Here is a 22,244-nt window from a genome sequence, read left to right on the forward strand (position 1 = left end):
ATGAACGCACTCACCTATATCTTGCGCCTCATGTTTCGAATGAAATGGTGGCTTATTTTAGTGCCTTCGGTTGTGACATTGGTTACGATCTATGCAACACGCAATGCCGACCTAGAATATGAGACCGATACGACAGTATATACCGGGGTAATCTCGGGATATGGAAGCGATCCCTCGGAAACCAATTCTGCTCAAGATTGGAATATTTTGAATAACTCCATCCAGAATATAATCAATACCATTAATTCGAAAGAAACCCTTAAGAAGCTTTCCTTACATCTGTATGCCAACTGCATGATCTACGGCAGTCCTGACCGAGATAATTTGTATATCAAAGCAAAGCACTATCGTCAACTTTTGGACATCACGCCCAAAGATGTACGTGCATTAATCGATAAAACTTCTGTAGAAAAGACTGTAGCGAATCTACTAGCCTATGAAGTGGCGGACAGGAACAATTTTGTATATGGACTGACCAATTGGAATCATCCCTATTTTAGTTATACCGCATTGCAAGAAAAGATTCATATAAAAAGAGTAGAAAACAGCGACGTGCTTCATATCAGCTATCAAGCGGATGATCCTAGCATCGCCTTCCAGACACTTGATATTTTGAATAAGATTTATCCAGAGGAATATCGTGAACTTCAATACGGAAAGACAAACAATGTGATTCGATATTTCGAAACTGAATTAGCTCGCGTCGGCGAGGAGTTACGCGGGCAGGAAGATTCCCTTACGGCTTATAATGTGCAGAACAGAGTGATAAACTACGACAAGCAAACAGAGGCTATAACGGTTTTAGATAAAGAGTTTGCGCTGAGAAATCAAGACGTTCTTTCCAGTTACAATAGCGCGCAAGCTGCTATAGCGCAGCTGGAGATCGGAATGGATGCAAACATGAACGCTATAAAGAATAACAGCGAGTTTCTTACGCGCTTAAATCGTATTTCGGACTTAAACTATGATATTGCCAAGCTCAAAACCGTTTCGCCAGATTCGTTGGGTAAGCCTTCAAACGAAATCCTGACTTCCTTTAGCAAGGAACTTGCCCAGCAAGAAGGTAGCTTTAAAGAGTTTATGGAACAATATACTGCTCGTCAATATACAAAAGAGGGTTATGCAAATGCTAAGTACGTGGAACAATGGGTACAAGAGCTATTGAAGTTTAAACGCGCCGAGGCGGAAGTAAGGGTCGTTGATGAGTTCAAACGGAATTTGGACAACCAATATACCCATTTTTCACCCATCGGATCCGTGTTAAAAAGAAAGGAGCGAAGTATCTCCTTTATCGAACAATCTTACCTATCGATTCTTTCAAGCTTAAACGCAGCGCGTTTGAAGTTAAAGAGTCTTGAAATGAATTCCGCGACGCTCAAAGTGATCAATCCTCCTACTTACCCCTTGAACTCTTTGCCTAGCCCGCGAAAAAAGAAAGTATTGGTTGCTTTTATAGGGTCATTGTTATTTGTGCTGGGTACTGGAGTTATGTTTGAGTTATTAGATCGTACCTTAAGGGATCGAACCCGGACACAGCGTATCACCAAAACGAAAGTCGTTGCCGCGTTTGCAAATCCAATAATTGCACAAAAGACACCCGAAGCTGATGAAAAATCTTCACTAATATTGGCAAATCAGCTGTATGGACGTTTCAATAGCGATAGAAAGGTTAATTTTATAAACCTTATGGGACTGGCCCCCACAGAAGATGCCCGTCGCGTATCCCGCCTTTTGGAAACGCGTTTTTCAGAGATGGGATTGGGGATAAGTACACAATTTGCGGGATCTGATTTCCATAGCGATTCTAGAGGGTTCCTGATCGATATGGATCCAATACGTGGCTTTGAGAGTATTGATATTGGAATGATCAGTCATAATCCTCTAGGAACGACTCCTTTGCCCACTGAATATCTTCAAGAAGCAATGGTGAACCTATTGATTTTAAGGGCCGATAGTTTTTGGAGATCAGAATACGATTTATTACTCGAAGACTTAAGGAATCGAGCTGCCCAGGTGCCCCTATGGATATGTCTAACCAATGCCGATAAATCAACAGTTGAGGAATTTACGGGTCTCTTGCCGCCATATAGTCTAGCGAGAAAGTTTGAATATCAGCTTAGCAATTTAGGATTAACTTTTTCTAAGGACTAATGAAACTTAACGGCTCCCAGTCAACTCTACTTATTCCTTGGTTGTTGCCGATGCTACTCGGGCTTGGCACTATTCTAGGGAGTGCGCTAATCGTAGAGGGGCACGTGGAAATGGCAGCTCTATCGTTCTTGATGCCTTGGCTTGTCACGCTAGGTGCTCTAACGATCTGTTTGCCACGTCTCAGTTTTGCTTTGTTATATGTGTCAACTTTCTTGCTGCCAGGATTAGCTCGATACGTGGATCTCCCAATACCGATGGGACTAATTCTGGATCTGTTTATCTTGCTAAACTTCCTCGTGCTCTCCATACGTTATATCGCTGGTGGCGGGTGGAACAAAGTCATTTGGAATCCATTTTTTATTTGTTGTGTAGCATGGATGATTTATTGTATTTTTCAAATTGTCAATCCATACTCCACGATTTCCAATTGGGCAACCACAGTCCGGAACATTGGACTTCACATCGTACTCTTCCAACTATTGGTCATGTTCCAGTTAAACAGTGTGAAACACGTCGAGGCATTTTTGAGGCTGTGGGCGATTCTGGTCATACTTGCCGCTATCAAAGCGTTGGGGCAAAAGTTTATTGGCTTTGATGGGCCCGAAAGCCATTGGCTTTATACAGAAGGGGCACATACCCATGTAATCTATAGTGGGGTTCGTTATTTTTCATTTTTTACGGACGCTGCTAATTTCGGATGTCATATGGGATTTGCTTTTGTTATTTTTAGTACGATTGCTATAATGGACCGCAACAACCCATTTCGTTTGATCTATACTTTGGCCGCGGCGTTAGCCCTCTGGGGGATGTTCGTTTCCGGGACTAGAGCCGCCATAGCAATTCCTTTTGTGGGATTTTCCGTTCTTGTACTGCTATTAAAGGAATGGAAATTGCTATTTATGGGAGCCGCCATTTTGTTGGGAGCATTTTTATTTTTTTATTATACCACGATAGGTAACAGTATTGCGGAGATCAGGCGGATGCGCACGGCATTCAATTTGTCGCAGGATGCGTCATTCCAAGTTAGATTAGAAAATCAGGCGAAGATGAGTGTTGTACTGAAATCGCTACCTTTTGGTCTAGGATTGGGTTCTTCAAAACATACCGATATTCAGCACCCACTCTACGGAACAGCTACTGATTCATCGTTCGTGTTTATTTGGGTAGAAACAGGGGTGGTTGGGCTGGTATTTTATGTGGGGATTTGCCTATTGATATTAGCGTATGGATTTTATTATTCTTTATTCGGTATAAATGATCAAAAGCTTCGAATCATAACGATGGCCTGTACATCGGGTCTTGCGGGTATCATGGTTGCAGGGTATGGTAATGAGGTGCTTCACCAGATTCCCACGGGACAAACGGTATACATTTTGATGGGAATACTGATGATAATGCCGTGGATGGAAAGGGAAATAAATGGATAAATATAAAGTTAAATTGAGCTTTATCATCGTCAACTTTAATGGGATTTCGGACACTTTAGAGCTAATCGATTCCGTTTATAAAGCCAACCTAAAATTTTCCCATGAAATCATCGTAATTGATAATGGTTCGAAAAATAACGAATTTGAGGCCATCAAAATGAGGTATCCTAGTATTAAAGGACTTTATCATAATGAAAATTTGGGTTTTGCGGGCGGAAACAATTTAGGGATTGATATTGCAGTCGGGGATTATTTTTATTTTATAAATAATGACACGCTGCTTCCCCAAGAAGCCTCTGCAGAAATAGCTGGAATGATGACTTTTCTCACGATGCACCCCTGGGTTGGCGGGCTTAGCCCTAAAATCCTTTTTGGCGAACCCGAAAACACGCTGCAATTTGCGGGGAGCACACCGCTCAGTAAACTCACCTTGAGAAACAAGCAATTAGGTTATGGCGAGCTGGACAAGGGGCAATATGATGAATTAAGGCCGATACCTTACCTACACGGAGCTGCAATGATGCTGCCTAAGCAAGTTATCCAGCGAGTAGGAAAGATGCCAGCATTTTATTTTCTATATTACGAGGAGCTGGACTGGTCCGTAACTATAGGGCAGGCGTATGAGCTATTTTATTATCCAGGTGCTCACATTTATCACAAAGAAAGTGCTTCAACAGGACGCGATTCGCCTTTAAAAATGTTTTATTTGTCCAGGAATAGAATAATTTTTGCGGCCCGTAATTGCAAGGGTAGCGATAAGGTTTTCGCATTAATATATTTGGTTTTTCTCGCCGGCATGTGGCAAGCACTGAAACTCACCATTCAAGGTCAATTAACATTACTGGGCGCACATCTTCGCGGGATGGGGTCCGGAATTTCATGGGTTCAAAAGGTTCGATAATATGGAAGTGATCTTCATACTGATAGATATTATCCTATTTTTAATTTGTACCGTTTGGGTAGTGTATTTTCTTATATTTTCCATCGCCAGCCGAATAAAACGGAATAAGATATACCCGATGACAGATCTCCGAAATAGATTTTTAGTGATATTTCCTGCTTATCGCGAGGATGCTGTAATCATACAAAGTATAAAACATTTTTTTCAGCAAACCTATCCTCCCGCCGCTTTTAAAATAGTGGTCGTCGCTGATTCCATGAGTGAGGCGACAAATAAGGAACTACATGAGCTGGGAGCAGATGTTCTCATTCCCAGCTATTTGAACCGTTCCAAAGCAGCCGCATTGAAATTAGCATTGAAAAATTATTCGGGGGATGGTTTTGATGCTGTAGTCATCCTAGATGCGGACAATATCGTTGATCCGGATTTCTTAGAACGCGTCAACGAAGCTTTAGCTAATGGGGCAATGGCCATTCAAACCCATAGGATAGCAAAAAACTACAATACGGATCTAGCGTATCTCGACGGAATCGGTGAAGAAATCAATAATGCAATTTTTCGTCAGGGGCATGTTAACTTAGGCTTGCCCTCGGCTCTGATTGGATCAGGGATGGTCTTCAATATGGAATGGTTTACCCAAGCTATGCCAAAAGTTCATTCGATGGGGGAAGATAAGGAGTTAGAATTTCTCCTGCTCCAGGATCGGATATTCATCGAATACCTACCTCACGTGCTGGTCAAGGATGAAAAAGTTCATAATAGAAAAGACTTCTCTAACCAACGTAAACGTTGGATTGCATCCCAATGGGAAACGTTCCTTTTTACACTTAATCGATTGGGCCCGATTTTACGGCAAGGAAACCTTCCGCTTCTTGATAAATTTTTGCAGTGGTCACTGCCTCCAAGGGTGATTTTGTTGGGATTGCTCATACTTTGGATACTTCTATTGCAGCCAATAGCTCCTCTGAGGGATACAAAATGGTTTTTTATTTTAATAGCTTACGTTTTCGCCCTGTTTTTAGCGGTTCCAAAAAAGTACTACACTACTCGAACACTAAGATCAGTGGCCAATCTTCCCTTTATCTTCATGGCAATTTTGCGTAGCTTTAGTAGTGTCAATAACGCGAATAAAACATTTATACATACACCTCACGGAATACCAGATGAAGACAATCGTAATAGAAGCGCAAAGAATATTCAGGAGTAAAAAGCACGGGATGGATCGAGTAGCGTTGGAAATGATTCGTGGACTTCAATCTTTGGACACGAAAAATCGTTATGTCATCGCCGTTGGCCCTGGTCCCGACCGATGCCTTCAGGAAACGGCTAATTTTAGAATAGAAGTACTCCCGAGTGAAAACTATTTCATCTTCGAACAGATTCTTTTGCCATGGCTTGTCTTGAAATTAAAGGCGGACCTTTTACATTGCACATCCAACACAGCACCGATGGTGCTACCCTGCCCGATGGTGCTTACCCTTCACGATGTTATTTTCATGGAGCCCAAGGTAGGGAACTCTGCTTCATGGTATCAAAAGTTAGGAAGACAGTATAGACGCATGTTCGCTCCAATGGCCATTCGTAAAGCGAAGGCAATTATAACAGTTTCTCATTTTGAACGCCGAAACGTTCTGGATAGGTTTCCGCAAGTCATGAACAAGCTTAAAGTTATCTATAATGGAGTTGGAGAACAATTTAGAGTGTTGAATAAAAAATCCCATTCTCAAAATATAACATTGGAGGATGAAGGATACTGGCTAATGCTGGGCAACAGAGACCCTAAAAAAAATTTGGAGACGACTTTAATCGCCTTTACTAACTACCTTAAGTGTAGTAAAACTAAAAAGAAACTAGTGGTGGCGGATATGGATGAAAGCTATCTTAATCAGCTTTTAACTCGCTTGGGGCTTTCCTCTATACGCGATTTTGTAGAAGTGAAGAGCTATTTAAGTTCCCAAGAGTTGGTTGCAGTATACAACGGTGCGTTTGGTTTTTTATACCCTTCGCTACGGGAAAGCTTTGGGCTACCGATTTTGGAAGCAATGGCTTGCGGTACTCCTGTAATTAGTTCTAGCACCTCTGCAATTCCAGAAATTGCAGGTTCCTGTGCGATTCTGGTCGATCCCAGAAGTAGCCAGCAAATAGCTGATTCAATGCTTGTGCTAGAAAGTGATACCACCTTATACGATCTGTTGGTCGATGTGGGGTCAACGCACGCCCAAAAATTTGGTTGGAATAATACGGCACATCAAACACTTAATACATACATAGAAATATTGCAGAGCTTAGCATGAAAAAGTTTATTACATCCAGGCCTTGGCTGAAGAAAAAAGCTCATGCTTTTCTGATGAACCCGCTGTTGGCAAGACCTCGTTGGTACGTGCGGATTTTTCGATGCTTTTATATTCATCGTGCGCGAGGTTCGTTCATATATCGATCAGCACGAATGGATGTTGTGCCGTTTAGCGATTTTAGTTTGGGAGAGAGGTCAATTATTGAGTCGTACAGCGTGGTAAACAATGCGGTCGGCCCTGTTCGTATCGGAGAACACACACGAGTGGGGATTGGGAGTACGGTTATAGGACCGGTATCCATTGGCAATCATGTCATAATTGCTCAACATGTTCTTCTAAGTGGACTTAATCACCGTTATCAGGACTCAACAATACCAATTTCATTACAGGGTATTCAAACCAATCCTATCGTGATCGAAGATGAAGTTTGGATAGGCGGCAACGCGGTGATATTAGCCGGCGTTACTATTGGTAAACATGCTGTTGTCGCAGCAGGTGCTGTGGTAACCAGGGACGTCGATCCATATACTATTGTGGCGGGTAACCCTGCGCGTGCTATTAAGCGCAGAAGTATCCAGGGGAATAAATGGGAATCAGTATGATAAATCCAAGTATCTCCATAGTAATGCCCGTGTTCAATACGCAAGAGTACCTTAAGGAGGCTATCGAATCAGTTTTAGCACAGGATTATACCAATTTCGAGTTAATCGTCGTAAATGACGGTTCTTGGGATGGGAGCCAGGCGATAATAGATTATTACCACAATTTGGACAGGAGGATTAGAAAGGTGTGGCAAGAAAATCGAGGGCTTTCATCGGCCCGAAACAGGGGCATGGACCTCGCGGTGGGAAAATATATTTATTTTATGGATAGTGACGATCGAGTTGAACCGAATTTGCTCAGCCAGGCTTTAAAAGTTCTCGAATCTTCAAATGCAGAGTTCACGTTTTTTGACGGCGCTTCCTTCAGCGATGATTTTGATCTTTCACAAAGGAGAGATTTAAATCACTATAAACGTAGCTTAACTGTTCCAGCGCTGGTAAAACCAGGATATCAAATGTTTAAGGAACTGCTAGATAATGGTGAGTATTTCTCGTCAGTCTGCTTGCTCGTTATCAGGCGTGCTTTTCTTACCGATAACGCGATACGTTTTAAAGAAGGTGCCCTGCACGAAGACGAATGGTTTACATCCGTTCTTTTTCTAGAAGCGAGGCGCGTGATTTACATGGCAGATCGGCTGTTTTGGCGACGCTATAGAATGAATTCGATCATGACACGCTCCTTCTCAATGGAAAATATGAATGCTTATTTGCAAACGGCGGAAGATTTATTGGCATTCTATAAGCGTGATGAGACCGAAAAACGACAGTTAGTGAAGCGCTATGTAACGCTAATGCTCAACGCTGCATTACGAAAAGGCTACCAGATGGATATTCTTGCACGTTTCAAACTCTTGAAACGCACAGTGATGCGCTTTCCGATGCTTATTAGTGCGAAAACCGTTATGATATTGTTGTTGAAAAGCAAAAGTTGAAAGAGATGGCTAGTATAAGAAGAAAAATGGCCTCTGGGATATTTTTTACTGCCATTGCAAAATATGTTGGCGTGGTCATGTCTTTAGTTGTGACGGCCATATTAGCTAGACTTCTATCACCTGAGCAGTTTGGAATTATAGCAATTGCCACTGTGATAATTGCTTTTCTGAGTATGGTGGCGGATTTAGGGTTAACAAGTACCATCATTCAATATAAGAATTTCAGGCGCGAGAAATTGGGGAATTTGTTTTCTTGGTCGTTGTATATATCTGTTGCATTATCAGTTACGTTGTTGCTAATCGCCCCTTCGCTTTCCTCGTTCTACCAACAGCCCGCATTGACCGAAGTCTGTCGTTGGCTCGCTTTGAGTCTTTTTTTTTCAGGGGCCTCAATCGTTCCCTCCGCGCTATTTTATAGAGAACAATTATTTCGGAATTTGGCATGGCGTTCCGTAACTGCACAAGCTATAGGAGGAATTGCCTCTATTGGTGTGGCATTCGCACAGGGAGGAATATATGCGTTGCTCATTGGCCCGGTTTTATCGTCCGCCATAATCTTTGTAATCTCCTATAGCAAGTTCCCACTTCCATTCTATGCTATTCCTTCCACAAAACTCTTAAAATCCATATACCGTTATTCGGGATACCAATTCTTATTCAATATGATTAACTTCTTCTCTCGTAATGCAGATACCTTGCTGATAGGTAGAATACTGGGGATGGAGCGGCTAGGACAATATGATAAAGCTTATAGACTTATGTCACTGCCTTTGCAGAACATTACCCAAGTGGTTAGCCCAGTAATGCATCCTATTTTAATCGAGGTAGCACATGATAAAAACTTTCTCCGAAAATTCAATGAACAACTGTCATTTGTGCTAGCCTCGATTGGTTTCCCGCTAAGCGTATACTTATTTTTTTGTGCTCACGAGCTGATCATGCTCTTTTTTGGTGACCAATGGGAATCCGCGATCCCACCTTTTCAAGCGCTCAGTCTTAGCGTAGGAACGCAGATTGTCCTTTCCTCTTCGGGAGCCATCTTTCAGACCGTCGGAAATACGCGTCTACTTTTCTTTAGCGGTCTAGCATCAGCAGTATTAAATGTTGGTGCCGTGTGTGTGGGGGTACTGCTTGGCAAGAGTATAAACACGGTTGCCCTTGGCCTTTCCCTTACCTTTTCAATAAATTTCGTATGCACTTATCTGCTAATGTACCGAGTCGTATTTCGGAGCACGGCAGCAAATTTTTTTAAGAACTTAACCAAACCAATCTTATGGTCCGCTGGATTGGCCGCTTTATTTACGACATACGGTCATTTATTTGAAAGTGATCAACATTATTTATGGTCTCTGGCAGCCAAAACTCTTATTTTTTTATTGTTCTTATTGGTTGTTATAAGGCAGTTGCGATTAATAGAAGCGTTTCATATGCTCGATGGCGGGGCGGATAGAAGATAGCCTTGATTAGCATACCGGCATCAATAGGCATAGGATAAGCAGACTAAAACTATTGCGCTCCATAATTAGTCAAACTGTCCTCAAGCATTAAATGCTTTTAAAAATATTGAAGTAATTAGGAGTGGACGGCTAGAATCCCTTTTGTCTTTCTTTTCCTTGATCCCTAGCGTAAAGCAGTGGTGGATGGTAACTCTCTAAGTCGATCTGTTTCTCCAGAGGATTTTGGTTAGAATTTGTTCTATATTTGTTGCACTCGCGTAATTTTAAGGGGGACCGTCGAAAGAGCTTCAATAGTGAACTATTTGAAATGCTAGCAGCGTTACTTTTTGAGCTTAATGAACAGCGATTAGCTTTATCGATCGGCAGGCAACGGCTCATAAGGAGAAAAAAGTATAATCATATGCAGTGTCAGAGACTAGGGCCTTTTATAAACTGCAAGGACATTCATGTCGGATAATGATCTTTGGATAGATATCCTAGATGACTTCCTAAGAAAGATGTTATTTTTTTATATATTTTGACGTGCTGGAGTATGTTACAATAGTTTTATCGAAAAAGGGGTTAACCTAACGTAACATTTTTAAGAATTAGTTGTTTTTAGGGTAACATTCGTCTATGACAGAGCAGGTCAGAATTTTATTTTTAGTCTTCCATGGTTTTGCCGAGCACAACGGCATTAGTAAAAAAATATGGGGACAAATTAAGGGCTTGCGCGACGCCGGGCCTATCGTAGACCTTTGTTCATACGAGGTTATGCGCGAGGGGAACCGGGGGTGGTTTATAAACGGAGAGCCACTGGTGCTTTTTGGAAGAACTCTCTGGGGTAAAATTAAGCGAAGATTTGCTTATCAAGCTTTAGCTAGTTATATAGACCAACAAAATTATGATCTCATATATATACGCTCAGATCACAATGCTAATCCTTTTACGATAAGATTTCTAAGGCTACTCAGGAAGAAAAAATCAAGGATTGTCATGGAAATTCCAACATACCCCTATGACGGGGAATACAGAGGATGGCGTATGCAGTTAGAGCTCGCTGTGGATAAGCTTTACAGAAAAAAATTTGCATCGCTACTGGATGGCATTGTAACATTTTCTGATGAAAAAAGCATTTTCGGGCAAAAAACATTTCGAATTTCTAATGGAATTGACCTTTCTGCAGTAAAGATCCGAACGCCGAGAAAAAACATAAATAATGATGACTTAAATATAATAGCGGTTGCTGAATTTCATTTTTGGCACGGTATCGACCGAGCCATACGGGGATTAGCATGCTATATGAAAAAAAGTGTCGATCCTGGGATCGTTTTACATATGGTCGGTTCTTTTACTGACCCAAATGAAAATTTGGAAATACAAAGTCTAATTAAGAATCTTGGTCTACAGGATAACGTCTTGTTATACGGTAATCAGTGGGGCGAGGATCTCGACCGGCTTTTTGATCAAGCAGACTTTGCTATTGGAAGTCTGGGGCGCCACCGTTCAGGTGTGACAACAATAAAAACATTAAAGAATAGAGAATATGCCGCTCGCGGAATTCCTTTCGTGTATTCGGAGCAAGATAGCGATTTTGATGGCATGCCGTATGTGCTTAAGGCACCGCCGGACGAATCGCCCCTTAATTTTGTAAGCATCGTCAATTTTCTAGCCGATTACACGTTTTCAGCCCAGCAAATTCGAAACAGCATACGCTATTTAGACTGGTCGCAACAAATGCGGAGCCTTCTAAAGAGTCTGGACGTTCACATAGATAACGAGTGCTAAACTAGCGCTGTAAATTATTCCACCATGTCAATAACAATATTCTGGATCGCGATATTTATTGTTTTTTATAGTTATCTGGGGTACCCCATGGTCATATTTGTTTTGTCACGATATTTCCCATACCAGACAAAAAGACGCGGATCAGCTGCCGCCGTCGAAGAGCCTGAGGTTGCCATTGTCGTGGCGGCGTATAATGAAGCGCAATGGATAAGGAAAAAGATGGATAATCTTCTTTCCCTAGACTACCCGTCCGATAAACTAGAGATTATATGGGTAATTGATGGGAGTTCTGATCAATCCCGGAGTTTACTGGACTCTTATTCCCAGGTGATTGTTTTAGATGCCGGCCGTCGTGAAGGAAAGACAGCAGCGCTGAACACGGCTTATGCTAAAGCAAAAAGTCCTATATTAGTTTTTACCGATGCGAATTGTTTGCTTAACGCCAACGCACTTCGAGAAATAGTAGGACACTTTGAAGATCAGACCATCGGATGTGTTTCCGGGGAGAAGAGAATTGCTTTCGATATAACGGATGATGTGGCCTCCAAAGGTGAAAGCCTCTATTGGAAATATGAATCTAAATTGAAAGAATGGGACTATCGCTACTACTCGGCTGTGGGCGCAGCAGGCGAACTGTTCGCGGTCCGAAAAGAATTGTATATAATCCAGCCCATTGATACTATTTTGGACGACTTCATGATCTCCATGCGCATCGCGCAAAATGGATATCGAATTGCTTATACACCCTTAGCATATGCCGTGGAAAGCGGATCGCTGAATATGGTTGAAGAGCAGAAACGAAAGGTGAGAATTGCTGCCGGCGGTATCCAAGCGGTCGTTAGACTGAGAAAATTACTTAATCCGTTTCGCTATGGAAAACTGACCTTTCTATATTGTTCGCATCGTGTCTTGCGATGGACCATTGCGCCTGTTGCGTTAATACTCTTGTTGGTTTCAAATTTGATTATTGTTTTGGGAGAGCGGTCACTAAACAATATGTTTTCCATCATTTTATTTCTACAGATGCTGATCTATCTTTGTGCGTTAATTGGTTATTTAAAGAGTCGTATGAGCAATTCAGTTCATCGAGTCTTTTACGTGCCTTATTATTTTTTATTTATGAATCTCAATGTGTTTTTAAGCATACCTTATTTAATGACTCGCAATAAAACAACAGGATGGGAAAAATCAAGGAGAAAAGATTAAAAATGGGAAATAGATTGCTTAAGGATTTCGCACTTATGCAGAAAGTTCTTCAACTCACCTGTGACACGCTTCTGGTGCTGGATAAAGAGAATATCTGTCGTGAATTGATATTGAAAACATCCAATCCTGTGATTAATGAACGAGCAGAGATCTTGGGAAAGAATTTTATTCAACTCTTACCCTTCCCCCTGTCTAGTGAAATCGAAAGAGAAATACAGTATGTTCGTAGTACTGGGGAAGCATCCAATGCAAACTATGATCTTCCCACAGATGATGGAATGTATTACTTTAAGTTGATTGTGCAGAGGTTAGATGAAGACTATGTGATATGCCAATACCGTGATATTACACAGCGGAGCAATATGAAGAGACGATTGAAGTCGGCACTGACAGCTCAATTGGAAGTAGGAAAGGTTGCTAGAATAAATCTTTGGTCCATTAATATGGATTCTGGTGTTATATCTTTTTCCGGTTTTTCAAACCTTCAGCAACGGCATGTTCAGGAACCCCAAGAAATTACGTTGGAAAAAGTGCTTTCCGCTGTCCATCCGGACGACCGAACACGCTTGGAAAAATTTCTCTTTGAGCGACAATCAGTTGAAAAATCGATTGAATATCGCCTAAAGATGGGTGATCGTCCCATAGAATATATTCGGGCGACTAAATACAGCTGTCGGACTGAACAGGGACAGCTAATCGTTGACGGATTTACCCAAAATATAAGCGACTTTTTGAAGAACCGCAATGAATTAGAGATGGTGCTCTCGGTAGTATATAATGCACCGTTTAGTATTCATGCGAATCATTTGGATGGGAGAATGGTGTTTGCTAATAAAGAATGCCGAATGCAAAATAAGATACCCATGGGCCTTGACATTACTAACCTTTCTGTCAATTCTGTACTTCAGAACTTTGCCTCGCAGAAGAGTTGGGATGAGTTGATTGAAGAAATTAATCACAATAATGGTATAAATCGATACCGATGTGACCATGCGTATCCTGATATGGACATAATCGGTTCTGAGTGCTATTCTTTTATTGTTCAAAACGGTATTGGACAAGAAATAGTCTGGACAATTCGACGCGATATCTCTCACCAGATACGTTATGAGCAGCAGTTGCTTCAGTCCAAGGAGGCAGCCGAGACTTCCGAGAAGTTGAAGTCAGCATTTATATCAAATATGAATCATGAAATCAGGACACCATTGAGTGCGATTATCGGGTTTTCAAACATCATCGCTGAGACGCCGGATCCTATTTTGCGAAAAGAATATGGTAAAATACTCTCGTCCAATAGTACGCAGTTATTAAGGCTAGTAACCGATGTGTTAGAAATGTCGGAAATGGAGGCAGGTAAGCTCAATTTGTTGCCCGAAAATGTTTCTCTCAATGGAATATTAAGTGAATTGTCCTTAAGTTTCGGAGAGTTGAAGAACTGCGCAAAAATTCGGTTTCATCTAGCCCCACAGGATGCAGTGTTAAGTATGGACCGCGTGCGCATCATACAATTGTTAACTAATTTAATCAATAATGCCTTAAAATTCACCCCACCAGACGGATTAGTGAATGTGGGCTATGAGTTGTTCCCAAATCAAGTACGCTTCTACGTAGCTGATAGTGGAATAGGTATTGCTAAGGAAAAACAACAAGCGATTTTTGATCGTTTTTACAAAGCCGATGAAAGATACCATGGATCAGGATTGGGGCTAGCCATATGCCGCAGTATCGTCAACCAAATGGATGGACGAATATGGGTCGAATCCACGGAAGGTGAGGGCGCAACTTTTTTTATAGAAATTCCCATAGCAAATGTTTAAACAAGATAACTGATAATTGAACTCATGGGAACAAACGTAAAACGTGTGATGCTCTTGGCGATTCTTTGCGTCTCATCGATTTCTTGGTTGGCATTCTATGTGTCCCCGGAGACGTTCGTTTTTTTTCACGTATGGGCATTTCTGACTCCCTTTCTTCTGCTAACTGGTTTTTCTTTAGGAGTTTTCGGGATAATCAAAAAGGATAAGTGGTTAACTTTCTTTTCATGCCTTGCTTTTTTAGGAAATATATATTATATACCCTACATATTCCAACCCTTCCGCCAGTCGTTGACAGATCCCAGCCCGGCAGACCTTCGTATCATTACATACAACGTTGCAAAGTTTCAGATGAAACATAATATGCCCTCATTGATGCATATTTCCGATTTTTTGATCGAAAATAACCCACAAATAATTTGTCTTCAAGAGGTGTCCGATGAGCAGACGATTCGTCTGTTACAGAAGATTACTAAAATGCCCTATCTAGCGGTGTCTGAAGGAATATCTCATGATCAGCGCTTGGCGGTACTTTCACAGCATCCTTTAGCTAAACATCGCACTTTGCATTTTCCTGGGCGTCCGCATTTAGCGCAACTGGTTGATATAATATTGCCTAACAGACGGGTTCGTTTGATGAACTGTCACCTGCAGACCACTAATATAAATCAAGTAATGAAGAGTAAAAACATGGGGTTGCTTCAAGGTGTTAAACTGATATTGAAAAATGCTAAAATCCGGGGGGAGCAAGCTGAGATGCTTCAAAAAGAATTGAGTATTCATGCTGTAAATATTATTTGTGGTGATTTTAATGTCCCACCCATTTCATATTCTTATTCTCAATTAAAGGGGGATCTGAAAGATGCGTTTAAGACAGCGGGGATCGGATATGGGTATACCTACAGGTACATGATGAAGTTTTTTCGAATCGACTATGTTTTTTATGATGAGCAACACTTCAAAGCGTTAAGATATCGTACAGAAAATTTGGAGTATAGCGACCATTTGCCCGTCGTGGTCGATATGAAATATAAAGTTAGCGATGATAAACAGTAAGGTTAGCGATTGTGCCTTTAAAATGTTTAAAATAAAGGTATCTTTACATATATTGTTTGCTTTGGGAGTTTTAGGAAAGGAGTTTAAAGACCATGAACGTACAGTTAAACCAGTTTAAAATACTGGTCGCCGAAGACAATCCAATACATTCCCTGATCTTAGAAAATATTTTGCGAATGCAAGGCTATGGTGTGTTATTAGCGGACAGCTTCGATAAAGCGTTTTCTATTCTATCAAAAGACCATGTTGATTTAATTCTGATGGATGTCATCATGGGCGATATGTCGGGTTTTGATATCGTGAAAACTATTATGGAAACACCCGAGTATCAGGATATTCCAGTTATATTTATCACTTCATTGGATAGTACGGAGGACATTATAAGAGGATTCGATGTTGGTGCCGTTGATTATATTAGAAAACCCTTCGAGCCGCAAATTCTTCTTCGACGGGTTAGACAGCAAATTAATTTGTTGTATCAACGTAGAATTATAGCGCTACAGAAAAAGTCTCTAGAGGCTGCTATAGCCAGCAGAGACCAAATTTATGCGATCATATCTCACGATTTGCGTACCCCCATTGCTTCCCTGAAGATGATCTTAAATATCCTTTCCCTTCAAGAAGTTCACAAGGATCAGGAATCCTTGCGTCAAATGGTATATTCCGGTAATGATATTGCTGAACAGTTGTTTTCGCTTCTGGACAACCTGCTTAAGTGGACCAAATCGCGTTTGGGTATGCTAAGTTTCGTTCCTCAATCCGTTCAATTCGATGATGTAATTTTTGGAGTTGTTGAGGTATTGAGGCCCACTGCGCTGCTGAAAGATATAACAATTGAGACGTGTATCGAATCGTGTATTACGATATATTTCGACACCGATATTCTAAAAAGTGTTATACGCAATTTGCTTATAAACGCTTTAAAATTTAGCCATAAAGGCTCTTCGGTAAAGATTTTGCTTTATTCCGAGGGAAATTATGCTGTGATGGAAGTTGTCGATACGGGCATAGGAATGGATGAAAGTATTCAAAAGTCTATTCGCGAATCTCTGCCGTCTGGCTCTAGGCCGGGTACAGCAAATGAGCAGGGTTCCGGACTGGGTTTGTGGATCGTCAAGCAATTTGTGCAGGGTAAAGAAGGCGAGTTCTTCTTCGAATCCGTTGAAAATCAGGGTTCCAAATTTGGATTGCGAATACCAAAATTAGACCGAAAAGAGCTGTAATTATATTTTCAATAATATTTTTAATGATAAGATCAAGAAAAAGAGTACTTGTTACGGGGGGAGCAGGATTTATCGGTTCGCATCTCTGTGAGGAACTGTTAAAACGGAATTGCGAAGTTTTATGTTTGGATAATTTTTTTACAGGATCCAAAGCAAATATAGTTCATCTCCAAGAAAAGAAATACTTTGAAGTCATCCGACATGACGTTATTGAACCGTTTTTAGCGGAAGTAGATCAGATTTTTAACCTCGCATGTCCAGCCAGTCCAATTCACTATCAATTTAATCCCATTAAAACGATCAAGACTTCTGTTGCCGGTGCAATCAATATGCTTGGCCTTGCCAAACGAGTGAAAGCTCGGATTCTGCAAGCGTCCACCAGTGAAGTATATGGCGACCCCCAGCAACATCCTCAAAAAGAGGGCTACTGGGGACATGTGAACCCCGTGGGAATTCGATCCTGCTACGATGAAGGGAAGCGTTGTGCCGAAACACTGTTTATGGATTATCATCGGCAGCATCAACTCGATATCAAGATTGTACGCATATTTAATACATACGGTCCTCGGATGCATCCTCAGGATGGGAGAGTTGTGTCGAATTTTATAGTTCAGGCACTGCTTGATCGCGATATCACCTTGTACGGTGATGGACTCCAAACTCGTAGTTTTCAGTATGTTGATGATTTGATTACCGGGTTAATCGCTATGATGGAAAGTCCTCAGGGATTTATCGGGCCAATTAATATAGGCAACCCTTGCGAATTTACCATTTTAGAGCTTGCAGAAATGATTATTCAACTCACCGGATCTAAATCAAAAATAAAGTTCTTGCCCTTGCCACAAGACGATCCTAGACAAAGGAAGCCGGATATTGATTTGGCTAAAACGGAGTTGAATTGGCAACCCAAAATTCAACTTGAAGATGGATTATTAAAGACTATCGCATACTTCGAGACTCAATTAAGGGAAAATTTTTAAATTTGAATTACTGTAATATTTTATGAAACTTAATATTAAGAAGATATGCTGTATCGGCGCCGGCTACGTTGGCGGACCCACTATGGCGGTCATAGCAGATAAATGTCCCGAAATCCAAGTAACATTGGTCGACTTAAACGCTGAAAGAATAGCAGCATGGAATTCGGCGGATTTGGGGGAACTGCCCATCTATGAGCCAGGCCTCTCAGAAATTATAGAACGGACTCGTCACAAAAACCTGTTTTTCTCCACCGAGGTGGACAAAGCAATTGAGGAAGCGGAGATGATTTTCATTTCTGTAAACACGCCGACAAAAAATTACGGTGTTGGGAAGGGAATGGCAGCAGACTTAAAATATATTGAACTTTGTGCTCGTCAAATCGCTCGGGTATCCAAATCCGGCAAAATTGTTGTCGAAAAGTCTACCATCCCTGTGCGCACTGCCGCCACGATTAAAAGTATTCTTGAAGATGCAGTGGGCGGACTTGAATTTCACGTCCTTTCCAATCCCGAATTTCTTGCAGAAGGCAGCGCTATTAGTGATTTGATAGATCCGGACAGAATTCTTATCGGCGGAGAAAGTGATGAAGCAATAGAAGCGCTCAAAGATATCTATCAACGATGGGTAAATCCGGACAAAATCTTAACCACAAATCTTTGGTCGTCTGAATTGTCCAAGCTTACAGCCAATGCATTTCTTGCTCAACGTGTATCTTCGATTAATGCGATATCAGAGCTTTGTGAAAAAACAGGTGCTAATGTCGATGAAGTTGCCACAGCAATAGGAATGGACTCCCGCATTGGATCAAAATTTCTTAAAGCGTCGGTCGGTTTCGGAGGCTCTTGCTTCCAAAAAGATATTCTAAATCTCGTTTATATAGCACGTACTTATAACCTAACTGAGGTTGCCGATTATTGGGAACAGGTAATCCTAATGAACGATCATCAAAAATCTAGATTCGCGAATCATATAGTAAATACATTATTCAACACTGTGAATGGGAAAAGGATAGCGATGTTGGGGTGGGCATTTAAGAAAGACACCAATGATACTAGAGAATCTGCTGCAATATATGTTGCTGACCATTTGTTGACCGAAATGGCTCAGCTTGCAGTGTATGACCCTAAGGTATCGGCTTCCAAAATTTATCAAGACATCGATGCAATATCCACCCGATCCTCTGAGGAAAATAGGGATTTATTATCCGTTCACCTTAACCCTTATGAGGCGTGCAGAGGTGCTCACGCCGTAGCCATACTAACTGAATGGGATGAATTTAAGGAGATTGATTGGCAAACCATAAAGGATAATATGCTGAACCCCGCATTTCTATTCGACGGTCGGAGACTGTTAGATCGAAAGGAGATGGAAAATTTTGGGTTTAAGTATTATACGCTAGGAGAATAGCGTCATAAGCAGATCAACTCTAATGAAAATTCACTGCTAAAATTTTTAAACCCAACTAGCAAGTAAATGTTTGATGTCTCCTATAATGGGCGATTTTCAATTCAAGAGTTCTATAAGCCTCAGTAATCTCAAGCTTATAGAACTCGGCTTGCAATTAACGGCTAAATCGAATTTCTCTATGCAGCCTGCACATCTTTATCCTCTGTCCTTAAAACAGTAAGAATTTTAGCGGTAAAAAAGATGCATAGCTTGGTGGTCTTAATGTCCTCTGGATCATTGCGGATCAAAACTGAAGCCCTGACCGCTGTAATAATTGAAAGTTTTATGTATCCCTCACAAAAGTGATATCTAATATTTCGAATTTGACCTCGCAGTTCCGATTAAGGCGAGTATTACGCTCTTAGTTTCGTAGTTTTGGCGATATGAGCTTCAGAGAATGGTTGTTCTACCAAATCGCATCATAGTTGAAATCCTTCCCACGAAATCTATAATCTCTCCATATGGAGATAATGCAAAATAAATGCTTATAAACGAACGAGGGGGGAATTTAAATGCAGATGATCCTAGAGTAGGAGGTATAATGGACGTTCTGATTTTTAAGAAATTCCGACTCCTAAAAGGAGTCAAAGTTTTACTTTAAGTTACTATGCTGTTCATAAATAAACATCGATTATAGGTGGAACTATACGAACGTGAATAATGGTGCATCTAGCGTTTTGCGCAAGTATTAGAGCCCCTAGAGGTAGTTGAATTATGTGTTGTGGAGCTGCATGGTGATTTATAAAAATGGCGGATTTAGGAATTTAATGTCTACCCCATAGTCAGTAGTTTAACTTATGTTCTTTTAGCTTATTTTGAAGAGCTTTTCTTGCCGCGTGAATTCTCGTTTTGATGGTCCCCTCGGGTATATTGAAGTATTTGGCGATCTCATGATATTTGTATCCTTCAAAGTGCATTATGAACGGTTTGTAGTAAATTTCAGGTAAACTTTCCAAAGCGTTTTGAATCTCTTTCTGGATAAACATTCCTTCTCCGTTATTCGAAACCGATGCATTGTTGATGTTTTGAGTAGCCTTGGCGTGGTCCATATACTTTAAAACTAGAGAGTTTCTTCTGCAGTCGTTTAAGAACGTATTTTTCATAATCGTATACATCCATCCTAGCACGTTGGTTTCCTTTACAAATTTTGAGCGATATTTATAGACCTTCAATAAGGTGTTTTGAACTAAATCTTCGGCGTCATCTTCATTCTTGGTAAACTTGTTTGCGTAACGCAAGAGCGCAGAGGAATGTACCATTACTTGGTTTTTTATGAAATCGGTGCTCATCTCTAAAGGATTATAAAATAAAAAAAACGAACTTATCTTTAGCAAAAACTATGAGTTGAATTTGTGGCTAGCGATGAAGCCTCGCGCTAACACTAGCCAAAAATTCTTAAGGTTGTAATGCTAGAGTAATAGCAAGGGGTGTGCCAAAGGAAAAATATAGTTGTAGAACGAAAAGGAGGTAAAATTATTCAATTTGTTAGAAGGGCATTAACAGAATACTTTTAGACTGTTATACTCGACTCGTTGAATAAAAGTAGTTAATTTTTAAGGTGTTCAATATAAGGGAATTGTCATATTTGAGATAGAGCATCAAGGAAATAGGAATATTTATCGTTAAATTGCATTGAAATTTTTACATGGATGTAAAGACAAGTCTGGATTTGAACAGGTCTAAAAATTTCGTCTGTAGCCCTCCTACTGTTTTTATTGATTTATAAGTTCTTGCCAGAAGCGTCTTAGCTTCGCAGATGAGTAGGTAGATACTCGAATTTGTAAGGGTGGTTGTTTAGATTTTATTAATTGATTACAAATGAAAAAGGGACGAGTTAAGTTTTTTAGCGGAGAAAAGGGATATGGATTTATCACTCCTTCAGATGGTGAGAAAGATGTTTTCTTTGCTAGACAGGACGTGGATTATGTTTTCCAAGCCGGGGATCAAGTAACCTACGAACTAGCCTTGGGAAGAAGAGGGGTTTGGGCTGTTGAGGTTCGACTTCAAAAGTAGCTGGAAATTTTAAAGCGATTCTCAAAGTCCATTAGTTAGGGCAGGCTTTCGTTTTGTAGAGCAATCCTTATCAATTGAGATCTTCTATGCCATCAGGGCGTAATGCTTTTATATATCGTTAATTATTTGAACTATTATCCGTATAGATGATAACTGAATATCTTATATTTAACCGAGCACCAAAAAAATCGTTTATATTCGCGTGATGTGTCTTAATTATTGTGAACTTATATTATGTCTCTCATACCGCTATATACTGTCGTTAAAGTCGCCAAAACGTTGTTAGAGATTGGATTTACAACCTGCCATAAGGAACTGACCTTTCCGGTTTTTGTTCCGTCAGATTATGATAAAGTCCTCCTAGGATCCCTCTTGGAGCCTTTAGGGGAACAACTTAGTCCCGAATTCCATGTAATGTACACAATCGACGGAAAAGAATGGTATCTTAAGGCCACCAATAAGACGGTATTTTTGGGGATTTACCCATTCCTTTATCAACCATTAAATTAAATAGTTCAAGAAGATCATTCCTAAATTAATGGTTTTCTTGATGGGGACTAGTTAAGATAGTAGATTTATTGAAATGATGTTTTTTTCGGTAGAATACCTTATTGCTTTGCTCATCGCCGGCAATTTGTTGACGGCATTCCTACACCTATATGAGATTTTGATGCAGAAAAAGGAATTTGTCTCTACGAGGGTTTTGATGCTTAAAGGTAGCCTTTCTATATGCAGCATCTTGGCGACATTGGTGCTCATTGCCACGAGCTTATTTAGCTCAAAATCGTTATCTGGTTGGAGTTTGGTAGTCGGTCTTTTATGGAGTGGCATGTGTGGGTGCCTTGCGCTAAAGTGGCTAAATGACATCAGAGGGATCTACCTTCAATGTTTGCCAACACTTTTAATCATTTTGGCAGAGCTTTCCCTACTGATCGGCGAGACCTTGGCGTAAATCGTCCCTCTTTCTTCAGAAT

At 40.7% G+C, this 22,244-nt stretch carries 18 protein-coding genes and 2 pseudogenes; 19 read left to right on the plus strand and 1 reads right to left on the minus strand.

Going from position 1 to position 22,244, the window contains the following annotated elements:
* From B2400_RS07895 to B2400_RS07970, 16 genes and pseudogenes are all read left to right on the plus strand, one after another.
* Window positions 1-2,151 carry a GumC family protein gene (locus B2400_RS07895; RefSeq protein ID WP_293932401.1) on the plus strand — a complete coding sequence of 717 codons (2,151 nt, stop codon included), beginning with the start codon at window positions 1-3 and terminating at the stop codon, window positions 2,149-2,151.
* Window positions 2,151-3,578 (plus strand): O-antigen ligase family protein, encoded by a 1,428-nt coding sequence (locus B2400_RS07900; protein ID WP_293932403.1) that lies wholly within the window; start codon window positions 2,151-2,153, stop codon window positions 3,576-3,578. The genes B2400_RS07895 and B2400_RS07900 overlap by 1 nt, the downstream gene beginning before the upstream one ends.
* The gene (locus tag B2400_RS07905; RefSeq protein ID WP_293932405.1) at window positions 3,571-4,479 is read left to right on the plus strand and encodes a glycosyltransferase family 2 protein; all 909 of its coding nucleotides are present in this window, start codon (window positions 3,571-3,573) and stop codon (window positions 4,477-4,479) included. The genes B2400_RS07900 and B2400_RS07905 overlap by 8 nt, the downstream gene beginning before the upstream one ends.
* Window position 4,480: 1 nt before the next feature.
* Window positions 4,481-5,686: a glycosyltransferase gene (locus B2400_RS07910; protein WP_293932407.1), complete on the plus strand. Its 1,206-nt coding sequence runs from the start codon at window positions 4,481-4,483 to the stop codon at window positions 5,684-5,686.
* Window positions 5,643-6,773, plus strand: a complete 1,131-nt coding sequence (locus B2400_RS07915) for a glycosyltransferase family 4 protein (RefSeq protein WP_293932408.1) — start codon at window positions 5,643-5,645, stop codon at window positions 6,771-6,773. Before B2400_RS07910 ends, B2400_RS07915 begins: the two co-directional genes overlap by 44 nt.
* Window positions 6,774-6,925: 152 nt before the next feature.
* Window positions 6,926-7,102: pseudogene (locus B2400_RS17870) on the plus strand (acyltransferase); the annotation flags it as partial.
* 75 nt (window positions 7,103-7,177) lie between these two features.
* Window positions 7,178-7,375 (plus strand): annotated as a pseudogene (locus tag B2400_RS17875) (DapH/DapD/GlmU-related protein); the annotation flags it as partial.
* Complete coding sequence (locus B2400_RS07930; RefSeq protein ID WP_293932409.1) at window positions 7,372-8,307, plus strand: glycosyltransferase family 2 protein; 936 nt, start codon at window positions 7,372-7,374, stop codon at window positions 8,305-8,307. The pseudogene B2400_RS17875 and the gene B2400_RS07930, both read left to right, overlap by 4 nt.
* Before the next feature lie 5 nt (window positions 8,308-8,312).
* Window positions 8,313-9,764 (plus strand): lipopolysaccharide biosynthesis protein, encoded by a 1,452-nt coding sequence (locus B2400_RS07935; RefSeq protein WP_293932411.1) that lies wholly within the window; start codon window positions 8,313-8,315, stop codon window positions 9,762-9,764.
* A gap of 615 nt (window positions 9,765-10,379) precedes the next feature.
* Window positions 10,380-11,531, plus strand: a complete 1,152-nt coding sequence (locus B2400_RS07940) for a glycosyltransferase family 4 protein (RefSeq protein ID WP_293932413.1) — start codon at window positions 10,380-10,382, stop codon at window positions 11,529-11,531.
* A gap of 24 nt (window positions 11,532-11,555) precedes the next feature.
* Window positions 11,556-12,737 carry a glycosyltransferase family 2 protein gene (locus tag B2400_RS07945; RefSeq protein WP_293932415.1) on the plus strand — a complete coding sequence of 394 codons (1,182 nt, stop codon included), beginning with the start codon at window positions 11,556-11,558 and terminating at the stop codon, window positions 12,735-12,737.
* The gene (locus B2400_RS07950; RefSeq protein WP_293932417.1) at window positions 12,710-14,554 is read left to right on the plus strand and encodes a PAS domain-containing sensor histidine kinase; all 1,845 of its coding nucleotides are present in this window, start codon (window positions 12,710-12,712) and stop codon (window positions 14,552-14,554) included. Before B2400_RS07945 ends, B2400_RS07950 begins: the two co-directional genes overlap by 28 nt.
* 24 nt (window positions 14,555-14,578) lie before the next feature.
* Window positions 14,579-15,607, plus strand: coding sequence for an endonuclease/exonuclease/phosphatase family protein (locus tag B2400_RS07955; RefSeq protein WP_293932419.1), 1,029 nt, complete (start codon window positions 14,579-14,581; stop codon window positions 15,605-15,607).
* Between the two features lie 92 nt (window positions 15,608-15,699).
* Window positions 15,700-16,830, plus strand: a complete 1,131-nt coding sequence (locus tag B2400_RS07960) for a hybrid sensor histidine kinase/response regulator (RefSeq protein ID WP_293932421.1) — start codon at window positions 15,700-15,702, stop codon at window positions 16,828-16,830.
* Window positions 16,831-16,853: 23 nt separating this feature from the next.
* Entirely contained in the window at window positions 16,854-17,810 is a 957-nt protein-coding gene (locus B2400_RS07965; RefSeq protein WP_293932423.1) for a UDP-glucuronic acid decarboxylase family protein, read from the plus strand.
* A 22-nt stretch (window positions 17,811-17,832) separates the two neighbouring features.
* Window positions 17,833-19,218: a nucleotide sugar dehydrogenase gene (locus tag B2400_RS07970; protein WP_293932425.1), complete on the plus strand. Its 1,386-nt coding sequence runs from the start codon at window positions 17,833-17,835 to the stop codon at window positions 19,216-19,218.
* An 821-nt stretch (window positions 19,219-20,039) separates the two neighbouring features.
* Here B2400_RS07970 and B2400_RS07975 read toward each other — a convergent pair.
* Window positions 20,040-20,516 carry an RNA polymerase sigma factor gene (locus tag B2400_RS07975; protein ID WP_293932427.1) on the minus strand — a complete coding sequence of 159 codons (477 nt, stop codon included), beginning with the start codon at window positions 20,514-20,516 and terminating at the stop codon, window positions 20,040-20,042.
* A gap of 559 nt (window positions 20,517-21,075) precedes the next feature.
* Here B2400_RS07975 and B2400_RS07980 point away from each other — a divergent pair.
* The 3 genes from B2400_RS07980 to B2400_RS07990 all read left to right on the plus strand — a co-directional run bounded on the left by B2400_RS07980 (window position 21,076) and on the right by B2400_RS07990 (window position 22,222).
* Window positions 21,076-21,270 (plus strand): cold-shock protein, encoded by a 195-nt coding sequence (locus B2400_RS07980; protein WP_286650065.1) that lies wholly within the window; start codon window positions 21,076-21,078, stop codon window positions 21,268-21,270.
* Window positions 21,271-21,504: 234 nt separating this feature from the next.
* A complete protein-coding gene (locus B2400_RS07985) occupies window positions 21,505-21,780 on the plus strand; it encodes a hypothetical protein (protein WP_293932430.1) in 276 nt (91 codons plus the stop codon).
* Window positions 21,781-21,853: 73 nt separating this feature from the next.
* Window positions 21,854-22,222 carry a hypothetical protein gene (locus tag B2400_RS07990; RefSeq protein WP_293932432.1) on the plus strand — a complete coding sequence of 123 codons (369 nt, stop codon included), beginning with the start codon at window positions 21,854-21,856 and terminating at the stop codon, window positions 22,220-22,222.
* The last annotated feature ends 22 nt before the right edge of the window (window positions 22,223-22,244 follow it).

Origin of the sequence: Sphingobacterium sp. UBA6645 (assembly GCF_002455685.1) — a bacterium.
Taxonomy (GTDB): domain Bacteria; phylum Bacteroidota; class Bacteroidia; order Sphingobacteriales; family Sphingobacteriaceae; genus Sphingobacterium; species Sphingobacterium hotanense.

Coding starts and splice junctions, on each gene's coding strand:
- B2400_RS07955 (WP_293932419.1), top strand. CDS start 14,579: ATGGGAACAAACGTAAAACGTGTGATGCTCTTGGCGATTCTTTGCGTC.
- B2400_RS07900 (WP_293932403.1), top strand. CDS start 2,151: ATGAAACTTAACGGCTCCCAGTCAACTCTACTTATTCCTTGGTTGTTG.
- B2400_RS07950 (WP_293932417.1), top strand. CDS start 12,710: ATGGGAAAAATCAAGGAGAAAAGATTAAAAATGGGAAATAGATTGCTT.
- B2400_RS07985 (WP_293932430.1), top strand. CDS start 21,505: ATGTCTCTCATACCGCTATATACTGTCGTTAAAGTCGCCAAAACGTTG.
- B2400_RS07910 (WP_293932407.1), top strand. CDS start 4,481: ATGGAAGTGATCTTCATACTGATAGATATTATCCTATTTTTAATTTGT.
- B2400_RS07965 (WP_293932423.1), top strand. CDS start 16,854: ATGATAAGATCAAGAAAAAGAGTACTTGTTACGGGGGGAGCAGGATTT.
- B2400_RS07980 (WP_286650065.1), top strand. CDS start 21,076: ATGAAAAAGGGACGAGTTAAGTTTTTTAGCGGAGAAAAGGGATATGGA.
- B2400_RS07970 (WP_293932425.1), top strand. CDS start 17,833: ATGAAACTTAATATTAAGAAGATATGCTGTATCGGCGCCGGCTACGTT.
- B2400_RS07945 (WP_293932415.1), top strand. CDS start 11,556: ATGTCAATAACAATATTCTGGATCGCGATATTTATTGTTTTTTATAGT.
- B2400_RS07895 (WP_293932401.1), top strand. CDS start 1: ATGAACGCACTCACCTATATCTTGCGCCTCATGTTTCGAATGAAATGG.
- B2400_RS07940 (WP_293932413.1), top strand. CDS start 10,380: ATGACAGAGCAGGTCAGAATTTTATTTTTAGTCTTCCATGGTTTTGCC.
- B2400_RS07975 (WP_293932427.1), bottom strand. CDS start 20,516: ATGGTACATTCCTCTGCGCTCTTGCGTTACGCAAACAAGTTTACCAAG.
- B2400_RS07930 (WP_293932409.1), top strand. CDS start 7,372: ATGATAAATCCAAGTATCTCCATAGTAATGCCCGTGTTCAATACGCAA.
- B2400_RS07990 (WP_293932432.1), top strand. CDS start 21,854: ATGATGTTTTTTTCGGTAGAATACCTTATTGCTTTGCTCATCGCCGGC.
- B2400_RS07905 (WP_293932405.1), top strand. CDS start 3,571: ATGGATAAATATAAAGTTAAATTGAGCTTTATCATCGTCAACTTTAAT.
- B2400_RS07935 (WP_293932411.1), top strand. CDS start 8,313: ATGGCTAGTATAAGAAGAAAAATGGCCTCTGGGATATTTTTTACTGCC.
- B2400_RS07960 (WP_293932421.1), top strand. CDS start 15,700: ATGAACGTACAGTTAAACCAGTTTAAAATACTGGTCGCCGAAGACAAT.
- B2400_RS07915 (WP_293932408.1), top strand. CDS start 5,643: ATGAAGACAATCGTAATAGAAGCGCAAAGAATATTCAGGAGTAAAAAG.